Annotated in this window: 21 protein-coding genes; 9 read left to right on the forward strand and 12 right to left on the reverse strand. The window is 73.1% G+C overall.

Translation table 11 applies throughout. The features are described from left to right. Positions 1–545: 545 nt before the first annotated feature. On the reverse strand, positions 546–1,571 hold the full coding sequence (locus ABD332_RS17895; RefSeq protein ID WP_344503071.1) for an S-adenosylmethionine:tRNA ribosyltransferase-isomerase: 1,026 nt from the start codon (positions 1,569–1,571) through the stop codon (positions 546–548). Continuing rightward, on the reverse strand, positions 1,568–2,227 hold the full coding sequence (locus tag ABD332_RS17900) for an SDR family NAD(P)-dependent oxidoreductase (protein ID WP_344503072.1): 660 nt from the start codon (positions 2,225–2,227) through the stop codon (positions 1,568–1,570). The genes ABD332_RS17895 and ABD332_RS17900 overlap by 4 nt, the downstream gene beginning before the upstream one ends. 125 nt (positions 2,228–2,352) lie before the next feature. On the opposite strand from ABD332_RS17900, the gene ABD332_RS17905 reads away from it, so the two are divergent. After that, complete coding sequence (locus ABD332_RS17905; RefSeq protein ID WP_344503073.1) at positions 2,353–3,816, forward strand: GAF domain-containing protein; 1,464 nt, start codon at positions 2,353–2,355, stop codon at positions 3,814–3,816. Further along, positions 3,806–4,429, forward strand: coding sequence for a response regulator (locus ABD332_RS17910; RefSeq protein ID WP_344503074.1), 624 nt, complete (start codon positions 3,806–3,808; stop codon positions 4,427–4,429). Before ABD332_RS17905 ends, ABD332_RS17910 begins: the two co-directional genes overlap by 11 nt. Here the strand turns inward: ABD332_RS17910 and ABD332_RS17915 are convergent. Continuing rightward, positions 4,426–5,892, reverse strand: a complete 1,467-nt coding sequence (locus ABD332_RS17915) for an aspartate aminotransferase family protein (RefSeq protein ID WP_344503075.1) — start codon at positions 5,890–5,892, stop codon at positions 4,426–4,428. The genes ABD332_RS17910 and ABD332_RS17915 overlap by 4 nt on opposite strands. Before the next feature lie 87 nt (positions 5,893–5,979). Between ABD332_RS17915 and ABD332_RS17920 the strand changes: the two genes are divergently transcribed. Then, positions 5,980–6,867, forward strand: a complete 888-nt coding sequence (locus ABD332_RS17920; RefSeq protein ID WP_344503076.1) for a LysR family transcriptional regulator — start codon at positions 5,980–5,982, stop codon at positions 6,865–6,867. Between the two features lie 10 nt (positions 6,868–6,877). Here ABD332_RS17920 and ABD332_RS17925 read toward each other — a convergent pair whose 3' ends face one another. The 3 genes from ABD332_RS17925 to ABD332_RS17935 form a co-directional block, all read right to left on the reverse strand. Further along, complete coding sequence (locus ABD332_RS17925) at positions 6,878–7,717, reverse strand: DUF1028 domain-containing protein (RefSeq protein WP_344503077.1); 840 nt, start codon at positions 7,715–7,717, stop codon at positions 6,878–6,880. 152 nt (positions 7,718–7,869) lie between these two features. Further along, on the reverse strand, positions 7,870–8,424 hold the full coding sequence (locus tag ABD332_RS17930) for a hypothetical protein (RefSeq protein WP_344503078.1): 555 nt from the start codon (positions 8,422–8,424) through the stop codon (positions 7,870–7,872). Next, positions 8,421–9,248 carry a TetR/AcrR family transcriptional regulator gene (locus ABD332_RS17935; protein ID WP_344503080.1) on the reverse strand — a complete coding sequence of 276 codons (828 nt, stop codon included), beginning with the start codon at positions 9,246–9,248 and terminating at the stop codon, positions 8,421–8,423. The genes ABD332_RS17930 and ABD332_RS17935 overlap by 4 nt, the downstream gene beginning before the upstream one ends. A gap of 49 nt (positions 9,249–9,297) precedes the next feature. On the opposite strand from ABD332_RS17935, the gene ABD332_RS17940 reads away from it, so the two are divergent. The 4 genes from ABD332_RS17940 to ABD332_RS17955 all read left to right on the forward strand — a co-directional run bounded on the left by ABD332_RS17940 (position 9,298) and on the right by ABD332_RS17955 (position 13,152). Beyond that, a complete protein-coding gene (locus ABD332_RS17940) occupies positions 9,298–10,788 on the forward strand; it encodes an MFS transporter (protein ID WP_344503081.1) in 1,491 nt (496 codons plus the stop codon). Between the two features lie 1,244 nt (positions 10,789–12,032). After that, positions 12,033–12,512, forward strand: coding sequence for a phage holin family protein (locus tag ABD332_RS17945; protein WP_344503082.1), 480 nt, complete (start codon positions 12,033–12,035; stop codon positions 12,510–12,512). After that, positions 12,509–12,895, forward strand: a complete 387-nt coding sequence (locus tag ABD332_RS17950) for a DUF3618 domain-containing protein (protein ID WP_344503083.1) — start codon at positions 12,509–12,511, stop codon at positions 12,893–12,895. Before ABD332_RS17945 ends, ABD332_RS17950 begins: the two co-directional genes overlap by 4 nt. Then, complete coding sequence (locus ABD332_RS17955; RefSeq protein WP_344503084.1) at positions 12,892–13,152, forward strand: DUF4235 domain-containing protein; 261 nt, start codon at positions 12,892–12,894, stop codon at positions 13,150–13,152. Before ABD332_RS17950 ends, ABD332_RS17955 begins: the two co-directional genes overlap by 4 nt. A 451-nt stretch (positions 13,153–13,603) precedes the next feature. On the opposite strand, the gene xylB is transcribed toward ABD332_RS17955, so the two are convergent. The 3 genes from xylB to ABD332_RS17970 all read right to left on the reverse strand — a co-directional run bounded on the left by xylB (position 13,604) and on the right by ABD332_RS17970 (position 17,545). Further along, entirely contained in the window at positions 13,604–15,016 is a 1,413-nt protein-coding gene (gene xylB, locus ABD332_RS17960; RefSeq protein WP_344503085.1) for a xylulokinase, read from the reverse strand. A gap of 4 nt (positions 15,017–15,020) precedes the next feature. After that, positions 15,021–16,181 (reverse strand): xylose isomerase, encoded by a 1,161-nt coding sequence (xylA, locus tag ABD332_RS17965; RefSeq protein WP_344503086.1) that lies wholly within the window; start codon positions 16,179–16,181, stop codon positions 15,021–15,023. Between the two features lie 134 nt (positions 16,182–16,315). Continuing rightward, entirely contained in the window at positions 16,316–17,545 is a 1,230-nt protein-coding gene (locus tag ABD332_RS17970; protein WP_344503087.1) for an ROK family transcriptional regulator, read from the reverse strand. A 224-nt stretch (positions 17,546–17,769) separates the two neighbouring features. On the opposite strand from ABD332_RS17970, the gene ABD332_RS17975 reads away from it, so the two are divergent. Next, positions 17,770–18,225, forward strand: coding sequence for an RrF2 family transcriptional regulator (locus tag ABD332_RS17975; protein ID WP_344503088.1), 456 nt, complete (start codon positions 17,770–17,772; stop codon positions 18,223–18,225). Positions 18,226–18,274: 49 nt separating this feature from the next. Beyond that, positions 18,275–18,499 carry a hypothetical protein gene (locus tag ABD332_RS17980; RefSeq protein ID WP_344503089.1) on the forward strand — a complete coding sequence of 75 codons (225 nt, stop codon included), beginning with the start codon at positions 18,275–18,277 and terminating at the stop codon, positions 18,497–18,499. A 60-nt stretch (positions 18,500–18,559) separates the two neighbouring features. Here the strand turns inward: ABD332_RS17980 and ABD332_RS17985 are convergent, their stop codons facing one another. The 3 genes from ABD332_RS17985 to ABD332_RS17995 form a co-directional block, all read right to left on the reverse strand. After that, positions 18,560–19,060 carry an NADPH-dependent FMN reductase gene (locus tag ABD332_RS17985; protein ID WP_344503090.1) on the reverse strand — a complete coding sequence of 167 codons (501 nt, stop codon included), beginning with the start codon at positions 19,058–19,060 and terminating at the stop codon, positions 18,560–18,562. A gap of 127 nt (positions 19,061–19,187) precedes the next feature. Next, positions 19,188–19,643, reverse strand: coding sequence for an RrF2 family transcriptional regulator (locus ABD332_RS17990; RefSeq protein WP_344503091.1), 456 nt, complete (start codon positions 19,641–19,643; stop codon positions 19,188–19,190). 3 nt (positions 19,644–19,646) lie between these two features. Further along, positions 19,647–20,525 (reverse strand): acyl-CoA thioesterase, encoded by an 879-nt coding sequence (locus ABD332_RS17995; RefSeq protein WP_344503093.1) that lies wholly within the window; start codon positions 20,523–20,525, stop codon positions 19,647–19,649. Between the last annotated feature and the right edge of the window lies 1 nt (position 20,526).

Consider the following 20,526-nt stretch of genomic DNA (forward strand, 5'->3'; position numbering starts at 1 on the left):
TCCCCACGGTGCCCGTCATAGCCCCGGCCGCTGCCATGACCACCGTGGCCGCCGTCGGACGGCGCGTCGAACACCGCGATCCTGCGAGCAAACTCCTCCACCGCAGCCGCAACCTCACCGACCGTCGCACCCGACCACCGCACCGTCATCCAGCGACCCTAACCCGCACCCCGGTCCCACAGCACCAGGTCCACGCCACCCAGCGCCACGGCATTCCCACCCACCGCGCCGTTTCCGACCCACCCGCGCTGCCCCGACCCACCCGCGCCGCTCCAACCCGCCCCGCGCTGCCCGACCTACCCCGCCGCTCCGACCCGCCCCGCGCCGCTCCGACCCGCCCACGCAGTCCGACCCACCCCGCCGCTCCGACCCACCGCTCTGACCCACTCGCGCCCTCCGACCCACCCACGCTGCTCCAGCCACACCGCGCCGAGCCGACGCCGGGCTCCAGGTCGGCGCCGCATTGCCGCCACCGGGACCCGCCGTACGTCCGCACCGCAGCGACGTCGTGTCTCTTTTCATCGCAGCAGGACGTCGTGTCTCCTTCATCGCAGCAGGAGGTTGACGTCGCCGAACTCGTGCCAGAGGTAGCCGGCGCGGACCGCTTCGGCGTAGCAGCGGGCGAGCAGGTCGCGGTCGACGACCGCGGCGAGCAGGTCCAGGTGCGATGCCTTCGGCTCGTGCAGGCCGGTGAGCAGACCGTCGACCGCACGAACACCGCGGGCGGGCGTGACGATGAGGTCGGTCCAGCCCTCGCCGGCGGCGACCCGGCCGTCCTCGCCGGCGACCGTCTCCAGGGCGCGGACGGCCGTGGTGCCGACGGCGACGACCCTGCCGCCCGCGGCCCGTGTCTCGTTGACGAGCCGCGCCGTGCCTGGCGGCACGCGGAACCACTCCGGATACGGCCGCTCGTGCGCCTCAGGCGACGCCACCCCCGTGTGTAAGACCAGTGGCGCGATCTGCACGCCTGCCGAGACGAGCCTGGTCACCACCCGGTCGGTGAACGGCCGCGCCGCGCTCGGCATCTCGGCGCTGCCCGGCTGGGTCGCGAACACCGTCTGATACGCCTCGATCGGCCATTGGCGCCGCACGTAGGGGTAGCGGATCGGCTGCCCGTGCCGATGCAGGAAGTCGATGACGGAGGTGCGGGTCTTGACGGAGGCGAACCACAGCCTGCCCCGCGAGTAAGGCTCCTCCAGCGTGACGGCGCCGCCGCCGGGCAGTCGCAGCGGGCCGGGCTGCCCCGGGCGCCGGCCGAGGTCGTCGGCGCCGCGGACCTCGACCAGCCACCGCCCGTCGGCGAGCTCGGTCGAGAAGTGGACCCGCAGCGGCGCACCGGCGACCGGCACCGACGCGGGCAGCGTGCCGGACGTGTTGACGACCAGCAGATCGCCGGCACGCAGCAGGCCGGGCAGGTCGGTGAAGCGGTGGTGCGACACCGTGCTCCCCTGGCCGTGCAGCAGCCGCACACCGTCTCGAGGAGTGCCGCGCGCCTCGGGTGGCTCGTGCGCTTCGAGCTCGGGCGGCAGCTCGAAGTCCATGCCGGGTGCGGCGAGCTCGGCGGCCGTCACAGCCGGACCCTCCCCGACTCGGGGCGTGTGGTGACGAGGTCGACGAACGCCGGGGCCACCGTCTCTGGCAGCGGGCGGTCGCTGATGTCCTCGCCGGGGAACGCCTCGGCATGCATCTGGGTGCGCAGGTCTCCCGGGTCGACCCACCAGACGCGCAGGTTGGGCTCCTCGGTGGCGAGCACGTTGCTTGCCTGCTCGGCGGCGGCCTTGGCCGCTCCATAACCGCCCCACCCCGCATACGCCTCGACCGCGGCGTCGGACGTGATGGTGACGACCGCGCCGTCGGCCTTGCGCAGCGCGGGCAGCGCGAGCTGGGTCAGGGCGAGGGGCGCGACGACGTTGACCTCGAAGACTTCGCGCAGCGTCTCGAGTGGATAGTCGGCCAGCGGCGGCTGCGGGCTGGGGCCGAGAATGCCTGCGTTGTTGACGAGCAGGTCGACCCGGCCGGTGGCGAGCGCCGCCTCGACGAGTGCGGCCCGGTGCGCGGGGTCGGTGACGTCGCCGGGCACCCGGATCACCTCGGCGGGCAGCGCATCCGACGGCGTGTCCGCCAGGGTGCGGCCGTCGGCGACGACGGTCCAGCCGGCCTTGATCAGGGCGGTGCTGAGCGCTTGTCCGAGCCCCCGGGAGGCGCCGGTGATGATGGCAGTTGGCATGTCACCGACGCTATGCAGCGCCGCGGCCGGCGACATCGGGCATCGGACGGGCTCTGGTCCCGGTCTTTCGACCTAGGTCCATGAGCCGAGGCGGAGAGCGCGCCGACGTCGGTACTGTCGAAGCCATGAGCACCTACGACCGCGATGAGCTCCGCGAGGTGAGCGCGGCGGTTCTCGCCGTCACCGCGCACCTGTCGGTCCGCGAGGTGCTCCAGACGATCGTCTCCGCCGCCCGGCGGCTCCTGGACGCCGAGTATGCGGCGCTCGGCATCCCCGACGGCCAAGGCTCGTTCCGCGAGTTTCTCGCCGACGGGCTGTCCGACGACCAGTGGCGGGCGATCGGGCCGATCCCCCGCCACCACGGGCTGCTCGGCGCGATGCTCCACGACCCGAACCCGGTCCGCTCGGCGGACATCCGCACGCATCCCCAGTTCGAGGGCTGGCCGGCCGCGCACCCGGTGATGTCCGACTTCCTCGGCATGCCGATCGTCGACGGCGACGAGATCCTCGGCGAGATCTTCCTGGCCAACAAGCGCTGCCTTCCACGGTTCGGTGGTTTCGACGCCCGCGACGAGGAGCTGCTGCGCCTGCTCGCCGCGCACGCGGCCATCGCGATCGTCAACGCGCGGCTGTATGAGCGCAGCCGTGAGCTGTCCATCGTGGAGGAGCGGCAACGGATCGCACGAGAGCTGCACGACGCGGTGACGCAGAAGCTGTTCAGCCTCCGGCTCACCACCGACGCGGCGGCCGCGCTGGTGACCCGCGACCCGCAGCGGGCTCTCGCCGAGCTGGAAACCGTGCGCCGGCTCGCCGCGGACGCGACCGCCGAGCTCAAGGCCATCGTGGTCGGTCTGCGCCCCGCCGACCTCGACGGCGACGGGCTCGCAGCGGCGCTCCAGCGGCAGGCAGAGCTGCTCGACCGGGTCCACACCGCGAGGATCCGGTTCACCGGCGACCAGCTGCCGAAGTTGTCCGGGGAGCGTCAGGAGGCGGCGTACCGGGTCGCCCAGGAAGCCCTGCACAACGCACTGCGCCACGGCGACCCCCGCCACGTGGACATCCACCTGCGCCGCTCCGGCCGCGGCTTCGTCCTGCGCATCACGGACGACGGCGCGGGCTTCGACAGCGGCTCCGGCACAGGCAGATCGCCCGGCGCAAGCAGAGCAGCCGACGCAGGCAGTGCCACCGAGACAGGCAGAGCAGCCGGCGCAAGCAGAGCAGCCGACACAGACAGAGCAGTCAGCGCGGGTGGATCAGTCAGCGCTGGCAGAGCGGTCGACGCGGGTGGATCAGTCAGCGCTGGCAGAGCGGTCGACGCGGGCAGAGCAGTCAGCGCAGGCAGAGCGGTCGACGCGGGCAGAGCAGTCAGTAGGGGCAGAGCAGTCGGCGCTGGTGCTGATGCCGGCAAGGGGGCTGGCGTGGCCAGGTCTGGCAACGGCGGCGGCTCCGCCACGGGCGCCGGCGCTCAGCGCCGGCTCGGGCTCGCGTCGATGCGGGAGCGGGCCCGCAGCGTGGGCGGCAGGTTGACGGTGTCGTCCGAGCCGGGGGCCGGCACGACGGTCACCATGGAGGTGCCCGGTGGCTGCTGATCCGATCAGGGTGCTTGTGGTCGACGACCATCCGGTGGTGCGGCAGGGGTTGCGGACGTTCCTCGATCTGCAGGACGACATCGTGGTGGTCGGTGAGGCGCAGGACAGCGCGTCGTGCGTCGCCGCGGCGGCTGAGACGTCGCCTGACGTGGTGCTGCTGGACCTGAAGATGCCCGGCGGTGACGGGGTCGAGGCGCTGCCTGGACTGCGTGGGGTGAAGGTGCTCGTCATCACCAGCTTCACCGACCCGTCGGCGGTGCTGCCGGCGATCCGGGCCGGGGCAGCGGGATACGTGTACAAGGACATCGACCCGCCGGCGCTCGCCTCGGCGATCCGGGCCGTCCACGCCGGGCACGTGCTGCTGCATCCAGAGGTCGCGCGGCTGCTGGCGGACAGCGGGCCGGCGCCGGAGCTGGCGCACCTGACCGCCCGGGAGCGGGAGGTGCTCGCCGAGATGGCCCGTGGCCGGTCCAACCGGGAGATCGCTCGCGTCCTCGGGCTGGCGGAGAAGACGGTGAAGACCCACGTGAGCGCCATCCTCACGAAGCTCGGCGTGCAGGACCGCACTCAGGCCGCCCTGTACGCCGTCCGCTCCGGCCTGGATGGTGCCTAATGCTGCGCGGTGTCGCCGATCGCCTGGTCCAGTATCTCCAGGCCCTGGTCGATCTCCTCGTCGGTGCTGGTCAGTGGCGGCGCGATCCGGAAGGTTCCGCCCATCCCGGGCAGCTGCACCACGTTGACGTGCAGGCCGAGCTCCAGGCAGCGCCGGGTCACGGCGGCGCCGATGCGGTCCGCGCCGGCGCCCTCGTCCTTCAGCTCGATGCCCTGCAGGAGTCCCCGCCCGCGGACGTCGGCGACGACCGGGTGGCGGCGCTGGATGTCCAGGAGCCCGTTGCGCAGGCGGGTGCCGAGGGTCGCGGCGCGGAGGTCGAGCTGGTCGCGTTCGAGGACGTCGAGGACGGTGTTGCCGACGGCGGCGACGAGCGGGTCGGAGACGTGGGTGGTGTAGAAGAGGTAGCCGCGGTCGTGGGCGCGTTCCTCGATCTCGGCGCTGGTGAGCACCGCCGCGAGGGGCAGCCCCGCGCCGAGCGTCTTGGACAGGGTGAGGATGTCGGGGACGACGCCGTCGCGTTGGAAGGCGTACCAGGTGCCGGTGCGGCACAGGCCGGTCTGCGCCTCGTCGAGGATCAGCAGCATCCCCCGCTCGCGGCACTTGCGGTGCAGCGCGGCGAAGTAGCCGAGCGGTGGTTCGATGACGCCGCCGGAGCTGAGGATCGGCTCGACGAGGCAGGCGGCGAGGCTGCCGACGGACTGGGCGTCGACGAGGTCGAAGGCGACGTCCAGCTGTCGGCGCCAGTCGTGGGAGCCGTCCGGCGTGGTGAAGTCCGGCCGGTACGCGTTCGGTGTCGGGATGGCGATGTTGCCGGGGGCGTTCGGTCCGTAGCCCTTGCGGCCGGCGCTGTAGGTCGCGGCGGCGGCGGCCTGCGTCATGCCGTGCCAGGACTTGGCGAAGGAGACGATCTCGTGGCCGCCGGTGACGAGCTTCGCCATGCGGACTGCGGCCTCGTTGGCCTCGGCGCCGGTGGTCAGGAGGAGCACCTTGTCCAGGGGTCCGCCGCCGGCCGACGCGCCCGGCAGCCCCGACGCCCCGGCCGACGACCCGTCCAGCAGCACCGTGCCCCCGGCAGTCAAGCCGTCCGGCAGCACCGTGCCCCTGGCAGTCAAGCCGTCCGACAACGCCGAGACGCCAGCGGGTGAGCCGTCCAGCAGCGCTGAGGCGGCGGCTTTTTCGACGGAGGCGGCGAGGCGGCGGCTGAGTTCGACGACCGGGCGGGACAGCATGCCGCTGAAGAGGTGGTCGAGCGTGCCGACCTGGCGGCGCACGGTGGCGACGATGTCCGGGTGGGAGTGGCCCAGGATGGCGCTCATCTGGCCCGAGGTGAAGTCGAGGATCGGGCGACCGCTCTCGGTGTAGACGTAGCTGCCTTCGGCTCGGTCGATGATTTCCGGCGTGAACGTTCCGCCGTACCGGATGACATGCCGCCGCACGTCCTGCCAGAAGTCGTCGTCGCTCATGGGTCGACGGTAGGCGCGCGCATTGTCAGGCTCCAGCGCATCATTCCGCACATACTGTTCGGGACCACCGGACAACAGGAGGCCGGCGTGCTGGATCCGTGGCGGTTGCGGCTGCTCACGCTGCTGGAGAGCCTGGGCACGGTGCGGGCGGTGGCCGAGGCGGCGCGGTTGAGTCCGTCGAACGTGTCCGAGCAGCTGGCCGTGCTCGAGCGGGAGGCCGGCGCCGAGCTGTTCGAGCGCGCCGGGCGCCGGTTGCGGCTCACGCCGGCGGGGGCGGCGCTGGCCCGGCACGCGCGGGTGATCCTCGACCAGATGGGCGCCGCGCACGAGGAGCTGGCCGCGTTCGACGCCGTGGAGGGTGGGCTGGCCGGACGGGTCCGGCTGGGCGCGTTCACGAGTGCGCTCAACACGTTCGTCCTCGGCGCGGTGCGGGACCTCGGACGGGACCATCCCCGGCTGCGGGTCACGGTGTGGGAGTTGGACCCGGCCGAGAGCGTGGCGGCCCTGCAGCGCGGCGAGTGCGACGTCGTGGTCACGGCCGACCTCGGCTCCGGCGACGCCGCGATCGTGCCGGACGTCGTCCACACCGTCCTCGCCACCGACGAGATCATGCTGGTCACGGCGGGGCCGAGCCGCGGGACGGTGGACCTGGCCGACTTCGCGCGGCACCCGTGGAGCGTCGAGCTGCCGGGCACGTGGACGTTCGACCTCGTGACGACGGCCTGCCGGCGAGCGGGGTTCGAGCCCGAGATCGTGGGCTGCTTCGCCTCCTACGGTCCGCTGCTGGCGCACGTCGAGGCGGGCCTGTCGGTGACGCTGCTGCCTGAGCTCGCCGTCGATCCGCGGTACCGGGTGGCCGCGCGGCCGGTCCGCGACCCGATGCGGCGCCGGATCACCGCCGCCGTCCGGCGCAGCTCCGCGGCGCGGCCCTCGATCGCGACGGTCGTCGAGAGCCTCCGCCGAGCCGCCAACTGACAAGAGACCCCTACGGACGATCCTGTGAAGGTGAGGACGACGGGGAACCGGCACGCAGGTGGGCCAGGACGAGCGGGTCGATGGCGTCGTCGACGAGGCGCTCCTCCAGGTTCTCCACGCCGGCCCAGCCGGCCAGGTCGGCGAAGCCCAGCGCCGCCAGCCGCTCCGCCACCTCGGCGGCCAGCTCGCCCGTCAGCGGCAGCAGCGTCGCCGGGTCCGGCTTCTGGAAGTACAGCTCCCACAGGCCGATCAGGGTGCCCAGCCGCGTGACCGGGTCGGGGTCGTCGTCGACGCGCAGGTCGACCTCGACGTCGCTGAGGCCGCCGTACCCGGCACCGCGCCGGACGACGAACAACGCCGCGCTCTGCCGGCCGCGACTGTCGCCGCCGGCCCGGTCCCCCGCGGCGAGCGCCGCATGCAGCCGCCGGGCGAGCGGGGCGGCCGGGTCGGCGAGCCAGGCGGCCTCCATGTCGCGGACGACGTCGGCGCCGGTGAGGATGTTGCCCTGGATCGCGTACCCGTCGCCGGCCACGCCACCGGCCCACGGGAAGCACTCGTCGCCGGTGAACGTGGCCCCGTCCCCGGACCGGCCGACCACCCCGAGCTGCCGGGACGCGCGGCCCGGGTCGGCGGCGGTGAGCCCGGCGACGGTGTCGGCGGCCGTCGTGCCGGTGCCGAGCAGCGCCAGGCCCTGGACGCGGTACGCCAGGTTCGCGAACGACTGTGTGGCCAGCGCCCCGACGTCGGCCTGGGCGGCGGGGACGGCCGCGCCGACGGCGAGGAACTTGCTGGCCACGGCGACACCGAGGGACTGCCCGTCAGCGGACCGGCCGACGATCGAGAACGTCATGGCGCACACCGTAACGGAACCGGTAAGACCCCGGCCCGATCGCACCTCGAACGGCGCCGTGAGCCGGACTGACAACCGGCCCGCCCGGCCACGAACCGCCGTACATGCGGAAAAACCGCAAGCAGAACGGCATGGCGGTCCGCAGCACACGCTCAGGTCGGCAGCGCGCCCGGCGGCTGGGAGAGGCAGACGAAGGGCCCCCGCACCCCGGCGCTGAAGCGCTCCGCCGCCCGCAGCGCCACCTCGACCCGCCGCTGCGGCGCCATCCGGGAGCCGGCGGTCGCGAAGAGCGCCCCGAGGGCGATCTCGTCGCCGACGCCCACCGCCGCATACCCGTCGGCGGCCTCGGCGACCTGGTAGTCGTCGTGGACGGTGAACAGCCGCCCCTTCACGCCGACGAGGAAGGTGCCGCCCTCCTCGCGCTCGCTGTCCCGGCGGGCCCATCCGCCGGCCTTCAGCGCCTCGCGAACGGAGTCGATGAAGCGCGTCGCCATGAACCGCTCGATGTCACCGACCGGTTTCGGCGGCTTCAGCGCGTACCGGATGAGCTGCCCCATCCGGAACGAGGTGGTGAACCCGAAGAGGTAGCCGTTGTTGTGGAACACCTTGCTGTCGGCGCGGACGGTGAGGCTCCACCCCGAAGCGCCCGCGCTGTCGCCGCCGATGTACACGGTGCCCGAGTGCACCAGCCCCACGATCGCCGTCATTTCCCGCCCCCGCCCACGAAACCCGAGACCCGAGACGACTCAACCACACGCCCGGTGGCGTGCCGCGCGAGGCCGTCCACCATGAGGTCGATCGCGAACGCGAACCGCTCGTCGCCGCTCCCCTCGGTCATCGTCGGCGCCATAGCGACCAGGTTGGGGAAGCGATCCACCGGCAGTGACGCGTAGTAGTCCCGGATCTGCGCGAGGTACGGCGCGGCGTCCGCCTCCGACTGCCGGCCGTGGCTGACGTGGATCGAGGTCTCGACGGCGTCGGCGACGATCACCAGCGACATCTGGTCCATGCCCCACGCGGCGACCTTGTCGGGGATGCCGGCGCCGCGGAGGACGGCGAGCATCGCCTCGGTGTAGCGCAACGAGTTGGGCCCCACGGGGATGTTGGCCCGGGCAACCTTGACGAGGTCGCGGTGGGCGAGGAACACCGCCCGGCTGTCCCAGCAGCTGCGCTTCACGACCGCCGCCCAGTCGCCGGACGCGTCGAGCACCGGCAGCGGGATCTCGCCGACGACCCGGTCGAGCAGCTGCTCCAGCAGCTCATCCTTGTTGGCGAAATACGCATACAGCGAGGCCGGTCCGGTCCCGAGATCCTGCGCCACCCGCCGCATGCTCAGCGCGTCGAGCCCGTCCCGGTCGACGAGCCGCAGCGCGGTCTCGATCACCGCCTCCGCGCTCAGCGGCTGCCGCGCCGCAGGCGCCTTCCGCCGGGTCCGCCAGGGCGGCGCCGGCACCGCCGATCCGTGCAGAGCGCTGGTCTCCACCACGGCGCTGGACGAGGGCACGGCACTGGAATCGGGGACGGATGGCACCCGTCAATCGTACTTGACACGAACAGTGTTCGCGAGTAGAACGGTGTTCGTGAACAACGAACAGCGTTCGAAAACGTACCGCTGGCGCTGGGCGGTCCTCGCCGTGGTCCTCGCCGCCGAGGTCATGGACCTTCTCGACGCCACGATCATCGCCATCGCCGGCCCGTCCATACGCGCCGATCTGGTGGGCCCCGAGGGCGGCACCGCCTTCCTGCAGTGGCTCGCCGCCGGCTACACCCTCGCGTTCGCCGTCGGCCTGGTCACCGGCGGCAGACTCGGCGACATCTTCGGCCGCCGCCGCATGTTCCTCGCCGGTGCCGCCGGATTCACCCTGATGTCGCTGCTGTGCGCCATCGCGCCCGGCCCGGCGTCGCTCGTGGTGTGCAGGATCCTGCAGGGCCTCGCCGGCGCCGTCCTCATCCCGCAGGGCCTGGGGCTGATCAAAGCGGCGTTCCCGCCGGAGCAGATCGGCGCGGCGTTCGGCGCGTTCGGCCCCGTGATGGGCCTGTCCGCGGTCTGCGGCCCGATCCTCGCCGGCGTCCTCGTCGACGCCGACCTGTTCGGCACCGGCTGGCGGATGATCTTCCTCATCAACCTGCCCGTCGGCGTCGCGGCGCTGATCGGCGCCTGGCTGGTGCTGCCACGGCCCACCCCCGGCGACGAGGCGAAGCTCCGGCTCGACCTGACCGGCACGGTCCTGCTCAGCGCGTCCTTACTGCTGCTCGTCTTCCCGCTGGTGCAGGGGCGCGAGCTCGGCTGGCCCTGGTGGGCCTGGGCGATGATGGCGCTGGCCGTTCCCATGTTCTGGGTGTTTCAGCGGTACCAGCAGCGCCTGCACCGCGAGGGACGCAGCCCGCTCATCGAGCCCAGCCTGCTGGCCAAGCAACGGTTCACGGCCGGCCTGCTCGTCGGCCTGATCTTCTTCGCCGGCCTGATGGGCCTCACCCTCATCCTCAGCATCTATCTGCAGCTGGGCCTCGGCTTCTCGCCGCTGCGCGCGGGTCTCACCCAGTCGCCGTGGGCGTTCGGCACGGCCGTCGGCGCGGTGGCGGGGCACGTGCTCAGCGCCAAGCTCGGCGGCCGGCGGCTCCTGGTCGGCGGCACCGCCGTGCTGGCCGCGGGGGTGGTCGCGCTGCTGGTCACCCTGACGGTCACCGACGGTCCGGTGTCGTCCGTGGCGCTGCTGCCTTCGCTGCTGGTGCTGGGCGTCGGCATGGGCTGCTCGATGGCGCCGTACTTCGACATCGTCCTGGCTGCCGTCGACGAGCACGAGGTCGGTTCGGCGTCCGGCACCCTGACCGCCGCCCAGCAGGTCGGCGGCGCGATCGGCGTGGCCGCGCTCGGCACGGCGTTCTTCGCCTGGGCGGGCGGCGACTTCGACTCGGGGCTGCGGCAGGTGCTGTGGCTGGAGCTCGGCCTGCTGGCGCTCGCCGCGGGCCTGTCGTTCCTCCTGCCCGCCCGCGCCCGGCCCGAGACCCCTGACCACATCGAGCCCGAGGCGCTCACCCAAGCCCGGCCGGATGCGCCGGCCCACACCTAGCCGGAGACGCCAGCTGACCCAGGCCATCGGCGGCGGGCAGGTCCCCACACTGAGCCGGAGGCGCCGGCCCTCACCCGGTCCGAGGCGGCCTGCCCACGCCCAGTCCGAGGCGCCTGCCCACGGCCGGCCCTCGTCCGGAGGGGGCAGCGCGGTGACCTCGGACAGGGTCTCCCCGCCCGTCCAGAGGCGGGCGGGGCGGTGGCGTGACGTGGGTTAACCCGGGCATTCACGGGAGAGTCGGAGCTGCGGCAGGTGCCGTGGCTGGAGCTCAGGCTGCTGGCACTCGCCGCGGGCCCGTCGATCCTCCTGGACGCCCGCGCCCGGCCCGAGACGCCGGACCACACGCAGCCCGAGGGTTCCCACACTTAGCCGGAGGCGCCGGCTGGCCCAGGCCATCGGCGGCGGGCAGGTCCCCCGCACTTAGCCGGAGGCGCCAGCCACGCCCAGCCCGAACAGCCTGCCCTCACCCGGCCCGAGGCGCCCGCCCGCACCAGGCCCGAGTCTGGAGGCGGCGGGCGCGACGGCCTCGGGCCGGGGCTCCCCACCCGGTCCGGGAGGCGGGCACGGAGGTGGCGTGACGTGGGTAACCCCGATATTCACGGGGACATCCGGGGGACTGCGGCGGGTGCTGTGGCTGGAGCTCGGGCTGCCGGCACTCGCCGCGGACCTGTCGTTCTTCCTGCCGGCCCACGCCCGGCCCGAGATGCCGGCTGGTCCAGGACGTCGGCGGCGGGCAAGGCCCCGCACTTAGCCGGAGGCGCCGGACCACGCCCACATCCAGCCCGAGGCGCGGCGTACACCCGACCAGAGACGCGTGCTCTCACCCAGCCCGAGCGGCCTGCCCTCACCCGGTCCGAGGCGTCCGCCCACGGCCGGCCCGAGACCCCTGACCATTCCCCGCCCGAGGCCCTCACCCACGCCCCGCCCGAGACGCCGGGCTTGCCCAGTCCATCGGCGGCGGGCAGATCCCCGCACGTCGCCGGAGGCGCCGGACCACGCCCACATCCGGTCCGAGACGCCGGCCTACACCCGGCTGGAGGCGCATGCCTCACCCGCACCGAGCGGGCTGCCTCACCCGGTCCGAGGCACCCGCCCACGCCCTGCCTGAGCGGCCTGCTCATCGTCCGGAGGGGCGGCGCGGCGGCCTCGGACAGGGGCTCCCCGTCCGGTCCGGGAGGTGGCGTGACGTGGGTTAACCCGGGCGTTCGCGGGGAAACACGTACATGCGGGCGAGAGGAGAAGCCATGACGTACACCGTGAACGACCGGCCGGCCACCGCGCCGCGCGTGCAACCCCCGACCATCGCGGGGACTGCCACCTCGGCAACGGACCACCGCTCGACGGCGGACCTGGTCAAGCTTGCCGCCGAACAGGTCTCCACCCTGGTGCGGGACGAGCTGAAGCTGGCCCAGGTCGAGTTGGCGCAGAAGGGCAAGCGGGCCGGGATGGGTGTCGGCATGTTCGGTGGAGCCGGCCTCGTTGCGCTCTACGGCGTGGGTGCTGTCCTCGCCGCCGTCATCATCGCTCTCGCCGCGGTCATTCCGGCGTGGCTGTCGGCCCTGCTGGTCGGTGTGGTCCTGCTGGCCGTCGCCGGGGTCCTCGCGCTGCTCGGCAAGTCGCAGGTGAGCAAGGCCGGGTCGCCGGTGCCGCAGGACGCGGTCGCCAGCGTCAAGGCGGACATCGACACGATCACGCACTCCGTGAAGAACGGGGGGCACCGATGACCGCGACGCACTCGAAGAACAGTCACGACGGGCACGCCCCCACCGATCCCGAGGCGCTCCGGCAGGAGATCGCCCGGACCCGGGCGGGGCTGGGTGAGACCGTCGAGGCCCTCGCGGCCAAGGCCGACGTGAAGACCCGCGCGCAGGACGCCGTCTCCACCTCCGTGAACGCGGCGAAGCTGCGGATGCGGGAGGGTGTGGAGCAGGTCGCGGTCAACGCCGCGTACGCCAGTCGCGAGCTGCGGACCAACCCTCGCCTGACGCTGGAGCTCACGCTGCAGCGGATGGTCCAGTCGGTCCGGGATCGCCCCGCGCCGTGGGTGGTGGCGTCCGGGCTGCTCATCCTGGCCGCGCTGGTCGGTTACCGGAAGGGGAACGAGTGAACAAGGTCCTGTACAAGCCGTTCAGCATCGCGTTCAGCGTGGCCGGCGGCGTCGCGGCGGGGATCGTGTTCAAGCAGATCTGGAAGCGGCTCTCCGGTGAGGACGAGGCACCGCAGGCGACCTCGCGGGACTACGGCTGGGGCGAGGTGCTCGCCGCGGCCGCGCTGCAGGGCGCGATCTTCGCCGTCGTGAAGGCCGCGATCGACCGCGGCGGCGCGGCGGGCGTACGGCGCCTCACCGGCGACTGGCCCGACTGAACCGGCGACCGGCGACCGGCGACCGGCGACCGGCCCGACCGAACCGGCGACCGGCCCGATTGAACAGGCATGCGTGAGAAGGGTCTCCCCCGAGCGGGGAGGCCCTTCTTCGTGTCCACCGCCCGGAGGACACGAAGAAGCCGGCAACGCACGCACTCCCGTCCTCGAACCGTCCCGCGCAACACGAGCGGCCCAGAGTCTGTCCTGCAAGCGTGATCCAGCGCCGGCACCGCACGAGGGAGCGGTGCCGGCGCGCGGGAGTCCGGTGCCGGGCCGTTCGGGCGGACGGTCCGGCACCGGAACCCCAGACACGCGGCACCACCGGTCCGGCGGGTCGAGCAGGAAGACACAGGGCCGGCCAGACGCGCGGCTCGGGCCGGGACGCCCCAACAAACCGTCCCGGCCCGCCTCCCCATCGGGTGCCTCACCAAACACCCGCGGGCAGTACCGCTTACCGCAGCAGCGCCTGAGCCCGGTCCCGGACGTCGGCGTACACCTTCCGGGTCTCCGCCGACTGCGGCGCCGGTGCATCGGCCGAGGCCGCTCCCGGAACGCGCCACGCGGGCGGCTCCGCGCCCCCGTCCAGCACCCACGCCGCCTGCCGGGCGGCTCCCAGCGCGACGTACTCCCCCGGATCCGGCACGCCGACCGGCACCCCGAACAGCGCGGGAGCGACCTCCCGTACCGCCGCCGACGCCGCCGCACCTCCGATGAGCAGGACCCGCTCCACCGGCACGCCCAGGGCGCGCACCGCGTCGATGCCGTCGGCGAGCCCGCAGAGCATCCCCTCGACCGCGGCCCGGGCCAGGTTCGCCGGGGTCGCGTTGCCGCGGGTGATGCCGTTGAGCAGGCCACGGGCGTCGGGCAGGTTCGGGGTGCGTTCGCCGTCGAGGTAGGGCAGCAGCGTCAGCCCGCCCGCCCCCGGCGCCGCCGAGAGGGCCAGCCGGTCCAATGTGGACAGGTCGACCCCGAGCAGCGCGGCGGCGGTCGACAGGACCCGGGCCGCGTTGAGGGTCGCGACGAGCGGCAGGTGCCGGCCGGTCGCGTCGGCGAACCCGGCGACCGTCCCGCTGACGTCGGTGACCGGCCGCTCCGACACCCCGAAGACGGTGCCCGAGGTGCCCAGCGACACGACCACGTCGCCCGGGCGCAGTCCGAGCCCGAGCGCCGCGGCCATGTTGTCGCCGGTGCCCGGCGCAAGAAGAGCACCGGCGACCGTCTCACCCACCACCTCGGCCGGCCCGGCGACCCGCGGCACGGCCAGTTCCCTGCCGAACGCGAGTTGCAGGAGCCGCATCTGGTACGAGCCGTCCGCCGGCGACCAGTACCCCGTCCCGGACGCGTCACCGCGGTCGGTCGTCGGGCTACCCGCACCGCGGTCGGCGCGCAGCAGGTCGGTGATCCAGTCGTGCGGCAGCAGGACGCTCGCCGCGCGGGCGGCGTTGTCCGGCTCGTGCTCGGCGACCCACCGCAGCTTCGTGACGGTGAAGCTGGCGACCGGCACGAGCCCCGTCGCGGCGGCCCAGTCGGCGGCCCCGCCGGGCAGCTCGGCGATCAGGTCGGTGGCGGCCGCCGCGGACCTGGTGTCGTTCCACAGCAAGGCGTCGCGGACGACGTCGCCGGCCTCGTCGAGCAGCACCATGCCGTGCTGCTGCCCGCCGACGCCGATCGCCTTGACGTCGTCGAGGAGCCCGTCGCCGGTCGCCTCGCCGAACGCCCGCCACCAGTGGGCCGGGTCGACCTCGGTCGCGTCGGGGTGCCCGGCGCGACCTTCCCGCACGACCTCACCGGTGTCGGCGTCGCAGACGAGCACCTTCGTCGACTGCGTGGACGTGTCGACGCCCGCCACGAGACGTCGGGTCATGCCGTCATGACCTGACGCCCAGCAGGTGCTCCATCGCCAGCTGGTCAAGGTACTCGAACGCGCCGCCACGGGCGGCGAGCTTGTCGACGTCGAACTCCTCGGCCCGCAGCGACTCGATCGTCTCGCCCTCGCCGAGGGTCGGCTCGTAGAGCTCGTTGACCCGCGCCGCCTCGAGCGCCGCCGCGACCTCCGGGTCCGCCCGGAACGACCCGACCCGCTCCTTGAGGATCAGGTAGTTGCGCATGCAGGCCCGCGCGGTCTCCCACACGCCGTCGTAGTCCTCGGTGCGCGGCGGCTTGTAGTCGAAGTGGCGGTAGCCGGTGTAGCCGCCGGTCTCCAGCACGTCGACGGTCCAGAACGCGCCGCGCAGGTTGCCGGCGCCGAAGCGCAGGTCCTGGTCGAAGCGGGGACCGTGCTGGCCGTTGAGGTCGATGTGGAAGAGCTTGCCGTGCCAGAGCGCCTGGGCGATGCCGTGGGCGAAGTTGAGCCCGGCCATCTCCTCGTGCCCGACCTCGGGGTTGAGGCCCACCCGGTCCGGCTCGTCGAGCGTGGAGATCAGCGCGAGGGCGTGACCGATCGTCGGCAGCAGGATGTCGCCGCGGGGCTCGTTGGGCTTCGGCTCGAGAGCGAAGCGGATGTCGTAGCCCTGGTCGCGCACGTACGCGCAGAGGAGGTTGAGCCCTTCGCGGTACCGGTCGAGCGCCGCCGACACGTCCTTGGCCCCACCGGACTCGGCGCCCTCGCGGCCGCCCCACAGCACGTAGGTCTCGGCGCCGAGCTCGGCCGCGAGGTCGATGTTGCGCAGCACCTTCTTGATCGCGAACCGGCGGACCGCGCGGTCGTTGGACGTGAACCCGCCGTCCTTGAAGATCGGGTGGCTGAAGAGGTTCGTGGTGACCATCTCGACCCGGATGCCGGTCGCCTTGAGCGCGTCCTTGAACCGGTTGATCAGGTGGTCGCGGGTCGCGTCGTCGCTGCCGAACGGGAACAGGTCGTCGTCGTGGAACGTGACGGCCGCGGCGCCGAGGTCGGACAGGCGGTGCACGGCCTCGACCGAGTCGAGCGGCGCCCGGGTCGGCCCGCCGAAGACGTCCTGCGCCTGCCAGCCGACGGTCCACAGCCCGAACGAGAACTTGTCGTCACGGGTGGGCTGGTAATCGTTCATTCGCTACCTCTTAGCGGGGGTGTTTCGTTGGCGGACGCCTTGCACCCTACGCCGCCGGACGGGGTTAGTTCAATAACAGAACTAACCTGTTTCAGACGTCTCCCACTATCCCTTTTTTCGGGTTTTACCGCGTTTCAGGCCCGAAAGACGACTCTGTAGTACGTCTCCGAGTGCTGCAACGCGAGCAGCACCGCGCCCCGCACCTCGGCATCCGGGCCCAGCACCGAGGCGCGGATCTCGACGCCGCGCAGCGCCGGCGCCAGGGCGTGCCGGGCCACGGCGGCCCGCAGGGGGTCCAGCAGCAGGTCGCCGATCGGGGCGAGACCGCCGCCGACCACGACGACCGCCGGGTTGTACGCATTGATCAGCCACGACGCGGCCAGGCCCAGGTGCGCGCCGACCTCGGCGATCACCGACGCGGCCAGGGCGTCGCCCGCGCGGGCCGCCGCGGTCACGTCGCGCGCGTCGAACGTCTCCAGGTCCGCCAGGCTCGACGTCGCGCCGTCCTTCAGCGCCCGCCGCACGGCCCGGACGATCGCCGGGCCGGACGCGACCGTCTCCAGGCAGCCGACGTTGCCGCAGTTGCAGGGCTCCTCGTTGCCGGGGACGGCGTTGTGGCCGATCTCGCCGGCCGTGCCGCCGACGCCGTGAAACACCCGGCCGTCGGACAGGACGCCGGCGGAGAGGCCGGTCCCGGCGTACAGCAGCGCCAGATCGCCGACGCGGCCGCCGGCACCCTCCAGGTTCTCGGCGACGGCGGCGGCCTGGCCCGCGTTGTGCACGTAGACGGGGGCGCCGAGCTCGGCGGCGAGGATGTCGCGGACCGGCACGTCACGCCAGCCGAGGTTGGGCGCGAGCAGGCAGACGCCGGTGTGGAAGTCGGTGAGCCCGGGCAGCACCGCGCCGACCGCCGCCAGCCGGGCCGACGGCAGCGCCGTGCTCTCGATCGCGGCGCGCGCCTCGGCCGCCACCATCCGCAGCGCCTCCGCGGGCGCCACCCCGCCTCCTGTCGCGGTTGCGGCGTCGGTACCGGCCGCGAGCGCAGTCGGAGTAGGAAACTCCCGCCGGGCGATCTCCTCCCCCGCGGCGTCGCCGATCGCGACCGTGGTGCGCCGTGCGCCGATGTGGGCGCCGACCACCAACTGGGAGCGGGCGTTGAACTCCAGCAGGATCGGCGGGCGCCCGCCGCTCACCGCGGTCGACCCCGGCCCGATCTCGCGGACCAGCCCGTCGGCGATGAGCTCGTCGACGATCGCCGACACCGTCGGCTTCGCGAGGGTCGTCGACCTGGCGATGCTCGCGCGGGAGACCGGCCCGCCCTCCTTGACCAGTGCCAGCACCAGCGAACGGTTGACCTCGCGCATCACGTTGTGATCGGCACCGCGGCGGGGCTCGGGTGAGCGCTCACCCACACGTTCGTCTGGTCGCATAATCCGACAACGCTACCCCGGCGATCACCCGGAGGCGCGCACCCTACATTGGTATCGGACATTCCCCACCGGCTAGCTCCACAAAGCTGGCCCCGCGGCAGGCTCCGACGGCCCGTCGCGGGCACGGCGACACTCTCTGCGGGAAGGCAGTCTCAGTCATGCACATCTCGGCACGCGGCGACTACGCGGTGCGCGCCTCGCTCGGCCTGGCGGCCGCCTATCCCGCGGTCGTCTCGGCCGCCGGCCTCGCCGACGAGCAGGAGATGCCACGAAAGTTTCTCGAGGCCGTCCTCGGGGACCTGCGCCGGGCCGGCCTCGTCCGCGGCCAGCGCGGCGTCGACGGCGGGTACGTGCTGACCCGCCAGCCATCGGAGATCATGGTCGGTGACGTGCTCCGCGCCGTCGACGGCCCCCTGGCCGAGGTCCGTGGCGTGCGGCCCGAGGAGGCCATGTACTCGGGCACCGCCGAGCACCTGCAGCAGCTGTGGGTCGCGGTCCGCGCCGCCGTCCGCAACGTCCTCGACGAGGTCAGCCTCGCCGACGTCGTCCGCGGCCGGATGCCCGCCCACATCAGGCGGCTCACCACCCCGCCGCAGGCCTGGCAGCCGCGCTGAAACTCCTGAACAGCGGGTGAGCGGCGGGTTCCCGCCCTACGCTCAGGTCATGTCTAAGGCGCACGACCCCTACCTGCAGGCGGCCGAGGGCTTCCTGCACGCCATCCGCGACGAGCTGGACATGGCCGACGACCTGAAGATGGACCGGACGCTGCAGGTCACGCAGACCTACGCGCTGGTGAGCATCGCCCGCTCGCTGAACGTCCTCAGCGACCAGGCCGACACCGCCGACGACTCCCCGCTCGCCATGGCGGGCAACCTCATCAGCCGCTGACCCGCGCCTCCCGGCCGCGTCGTCTTCCGGCGCCCAGGCGGTCGTGTCGTCTTCCGGCGCTCAGGCGGTCGTGTCGGCGGTGAACTCGTCGGCGATCCGGGTGACGTACTCGGCGGCGGCGGTGCCCGCGTTGGCCAGCTCCGACTCGACGACGGCCAGGCCGGGGGTCACCGGGACCGCGGCGAGCTCGCCGAGCAGCTCGCGCAGGTGCCGCTCGGTCGCGTCGGCCTGCGGGCGGACGCCGGCGGTCACGACGGTCACCGCGGCGACGTCCTTGAGACCTTCGGCGGGCAGCTGGTCGAGCAGGACCTTCAGGACGCCCGTGTACGTGCCCTTGTACGTCGGCGTCGCCACCACCAGCACGCTCGCCCGCCGGAGCCTGCTGAGCGCGTCGGCGACCGCGCCGTCCCCGGTCTGCAGCAGCCGCGTGCCCAGGGCGGCCACGTCGATGGTGTGCGGCACCGGCTGCCCGAGCCGCTCCGCCAGCGCCGCCCCGACCTCCTCCGCCAGGTGCAACGTACGAGAGTGCGGCCGCGGATTCCCCGAAAGCACAACGATCATGCCGCCGATCCTATCTCCTACCGCACCGATCGGAAATAGCGTCTACCGTTTGTGGCCTCTTCCTCATGATCCGGAAGACTTTGTGCTGCTATGACGACACAAAGTCTTCCGGATCATGGAAAAGCGATCAGACCCAGGCTCTCGGGTCTGCCACGAGGTCGCGGACGCGCTCGGGGAGCTCGCCGGTGACGACGTCCTCGATGGTGACCGTTTCGAGGATGAGTCGCTCGTTGGCGCGCAGGGCGATCCACACGTCCTGCAGGGCGGAGGCGGCACCGTGGTAGCCGAGGTCCTCGGGGCGCTGCCCGCGGACGTTGGCGAGGGGGCCGTCGATCACACGGATGATCTCGGCGAGACTGATCTCGCCGGCGGGGCGGGCCAGCCGGTAGCCGCCCTCGGGGCCGCGCTGGGCGACGACGATGCCGCCGCGGCGCAGCTGCAGGAGGATGCTCTCGAGGAACTTGGGCGGGATCTGCTGGGCCGACGCGAGACGGTCGGCGGTCACCAGCTTGCCGTCACCGGCCGAGGACGCCAGCTCCGCCACCGCGCGGAGGGCATAGTCGACCCGGGCTGAAAGGCGCATGACTCATCCTCCCACGCGCCGCAACAGGCCTTCCTGCACGGCGGTCGCGATGTGGCGGCCGTCGCGGGTGAACATGCGGCCGGTGGCGAGGCCGCGGGCGTCGGAGGCCGACGGGCTGATCGAGTCGTAGAGGAACCACTCGTCGGCGCGGAAGCCGCGGTGGAACCACAGGGCGTGGTCGAGGCTGGCGCCGCCGTAGCCGCCTGGGCCCCAGACGGCGCCGTGCACGGCGAGCACCGAGTCCAGCAGGGTGAGGTCGGAGGCGAACGTGAGCGCGCACGCGTGCAGCAGCGGGTCGTCGGGGAGCTTGCCGTCCAGGCGCATCCAGACGCGCTGCGTCGGGGAGGCGGGGCGGTCGCCGGGGCGGACCCAGCCGGGCTCGCCGACATAGCGCACGTCGATCGGGCGCTGGATCATCGACCAGATGCCGGCGCGCTCCGGGTACTTGGCGAGGCGCTCCGCCATGGTCGGCACCTCTTCCGGCGGGGGCACGTCGGCGGGCGCGGCCTCCTGGTGGTCCAGGCCGTCCTCGGGGACGTGGAACGACGCCGACATGAAGAAGATGACCTTGCCGTGCTGCTGGGCGACGGAGCGGCGCACGGAGAAGGTGCGGCCGTCGCGGATGTTCTCCACCGCGTACGTGATGGGCTCCGCCGGGTCGCCGGGGCGGACGAAGTACCCGTGCAGCGAGTGCACCTGGCGCTCCGGGTCGACGGTGCGGCCGGCGGCGACGAGCGCCTGGCCGGCGACCTGCCCGCCGAACACACGCTGGGGGCCGACCGGCGGGCTCATGCCCAGGAACCGGTCGTCCCCCAGCGCTTCCAGGTCAAGGAGTCGGACGAGGGCGTCTACCGCCGCCTGTCCAGTCGCATGCTCGTCCACT

It is taken from the genome of Dactylosporangium maewongense (genome assembly GCF_039531485.1).
GTDB classification, from domain to species: domain Bacteria; phylum Actinomycetota; class Actinomycetes; order Mycobacteriales; family Micromonosporaceae; genus Dactylosporangium; species Dactylosporangium maewongense.

Excerpts from the sequence above, each read along its gene's own strand:
- ABD332_RS17930 (WP_344503078.1), bottom strand. The coding sequence starts at position 8,424 with ATGACGGCGATCGTGGGGCTGGTGCACTCGGGCACCGTGTACATCGGC.
- ABD332_RS17925 (WP_344503077.1), bottom strand. The coding sequence starts at position 7,717 with ATGACGTTCTCGATCGTCGGCCGGTCCGCTGACGGGCAGTCCCTCGGT.
- ABD332_RS17980 (WP_344503089.1), top strand. The coding sequence starts at position 18,275 with ATGTCTAAGGCGCACGACCCCTACCTGCAGGCGGCCGAGGGCTTCCTG.
- ABD332_RS17945 (WP_344503082.1), top strand. The coding sequence starts at position 12,033 with ATGACGTACACCGTGAACGACCGGCCGGCCACCGCGCCGCGCGTGCAA.
- ABD332_RS17970 (WP_344503087.1), bottom strand. The coding sequence starts at position 17,545 with ATGCGCGAGGTCAACCGTTCGCTGGTGCTGGCACTGGTCAAGGAGGGC.
- ABD332_RS17905 (WP_344503073.1), top strand. The coding sequence starts at position 2,353 with ATGAGCACCTACGACCGCGATGAGCTCCGCGAGGTGAGCGCGGCGGTT.
- ABD332_RS17990 (WP_344503091.1), bottom strand. The coding sequence starts at position 19,643 with ATGCGCCTTTCAGCCCGGGTCGACTATGCCCTCCGCGCGGTGGCGGAG.
- xylA (WP_344503086.1), bottom strand. The coding sequence starts at position 16,181 with ATGAACGATTACCAGCCCACCCGTGACGACAAGTTCTCGTTCGGGCTG.
- xylB (WP_344503085.1), bottom strand. The coding sequence starts at position 15,016 with ATGACCCGACGTCTCGTGGCGGGCGTCGACACGTCCACGCAGTCGACG.
- ABD332_RS17915 (WP_344503075.1), bottom strand. The coding sequence starts at position 5,892 with ATGAGCGACGACGACTTCTGGCAGGACGTGCGGCGGCATGTCATCCGG.
- ABD332_RS17950 (WP_344503083.1), top strand. The coding sequence starts at position 12,509 with ATGACCGCGACGCACTCGAAGAACAGTCACGACGGGCACGCCCCCACC.
- ABD332_RS17985 (WP_344503090.1), bottom strand. The coding sequence starts at position 19,060 with ATGATCGTTGTGCTTTCGGGGAATCCGCGGCCGCACTCTCGTACGTTG.
- ABD332_RS17975 (WP_344503088.1), top strand. The coding sequence starts at position 17,770 with ATGCACATCTCGGCACGCGGCGACTACGCGGTGCGCGCCTCGCTCGGC.
- ABD332_RS17900 (WP_344503072.1), bottom strand. The coding sequence starts at position 2,227 with ATGCCAACTGCCATCATCACCGGCGCCTCCCGGGGGCTCGGACAAGCG.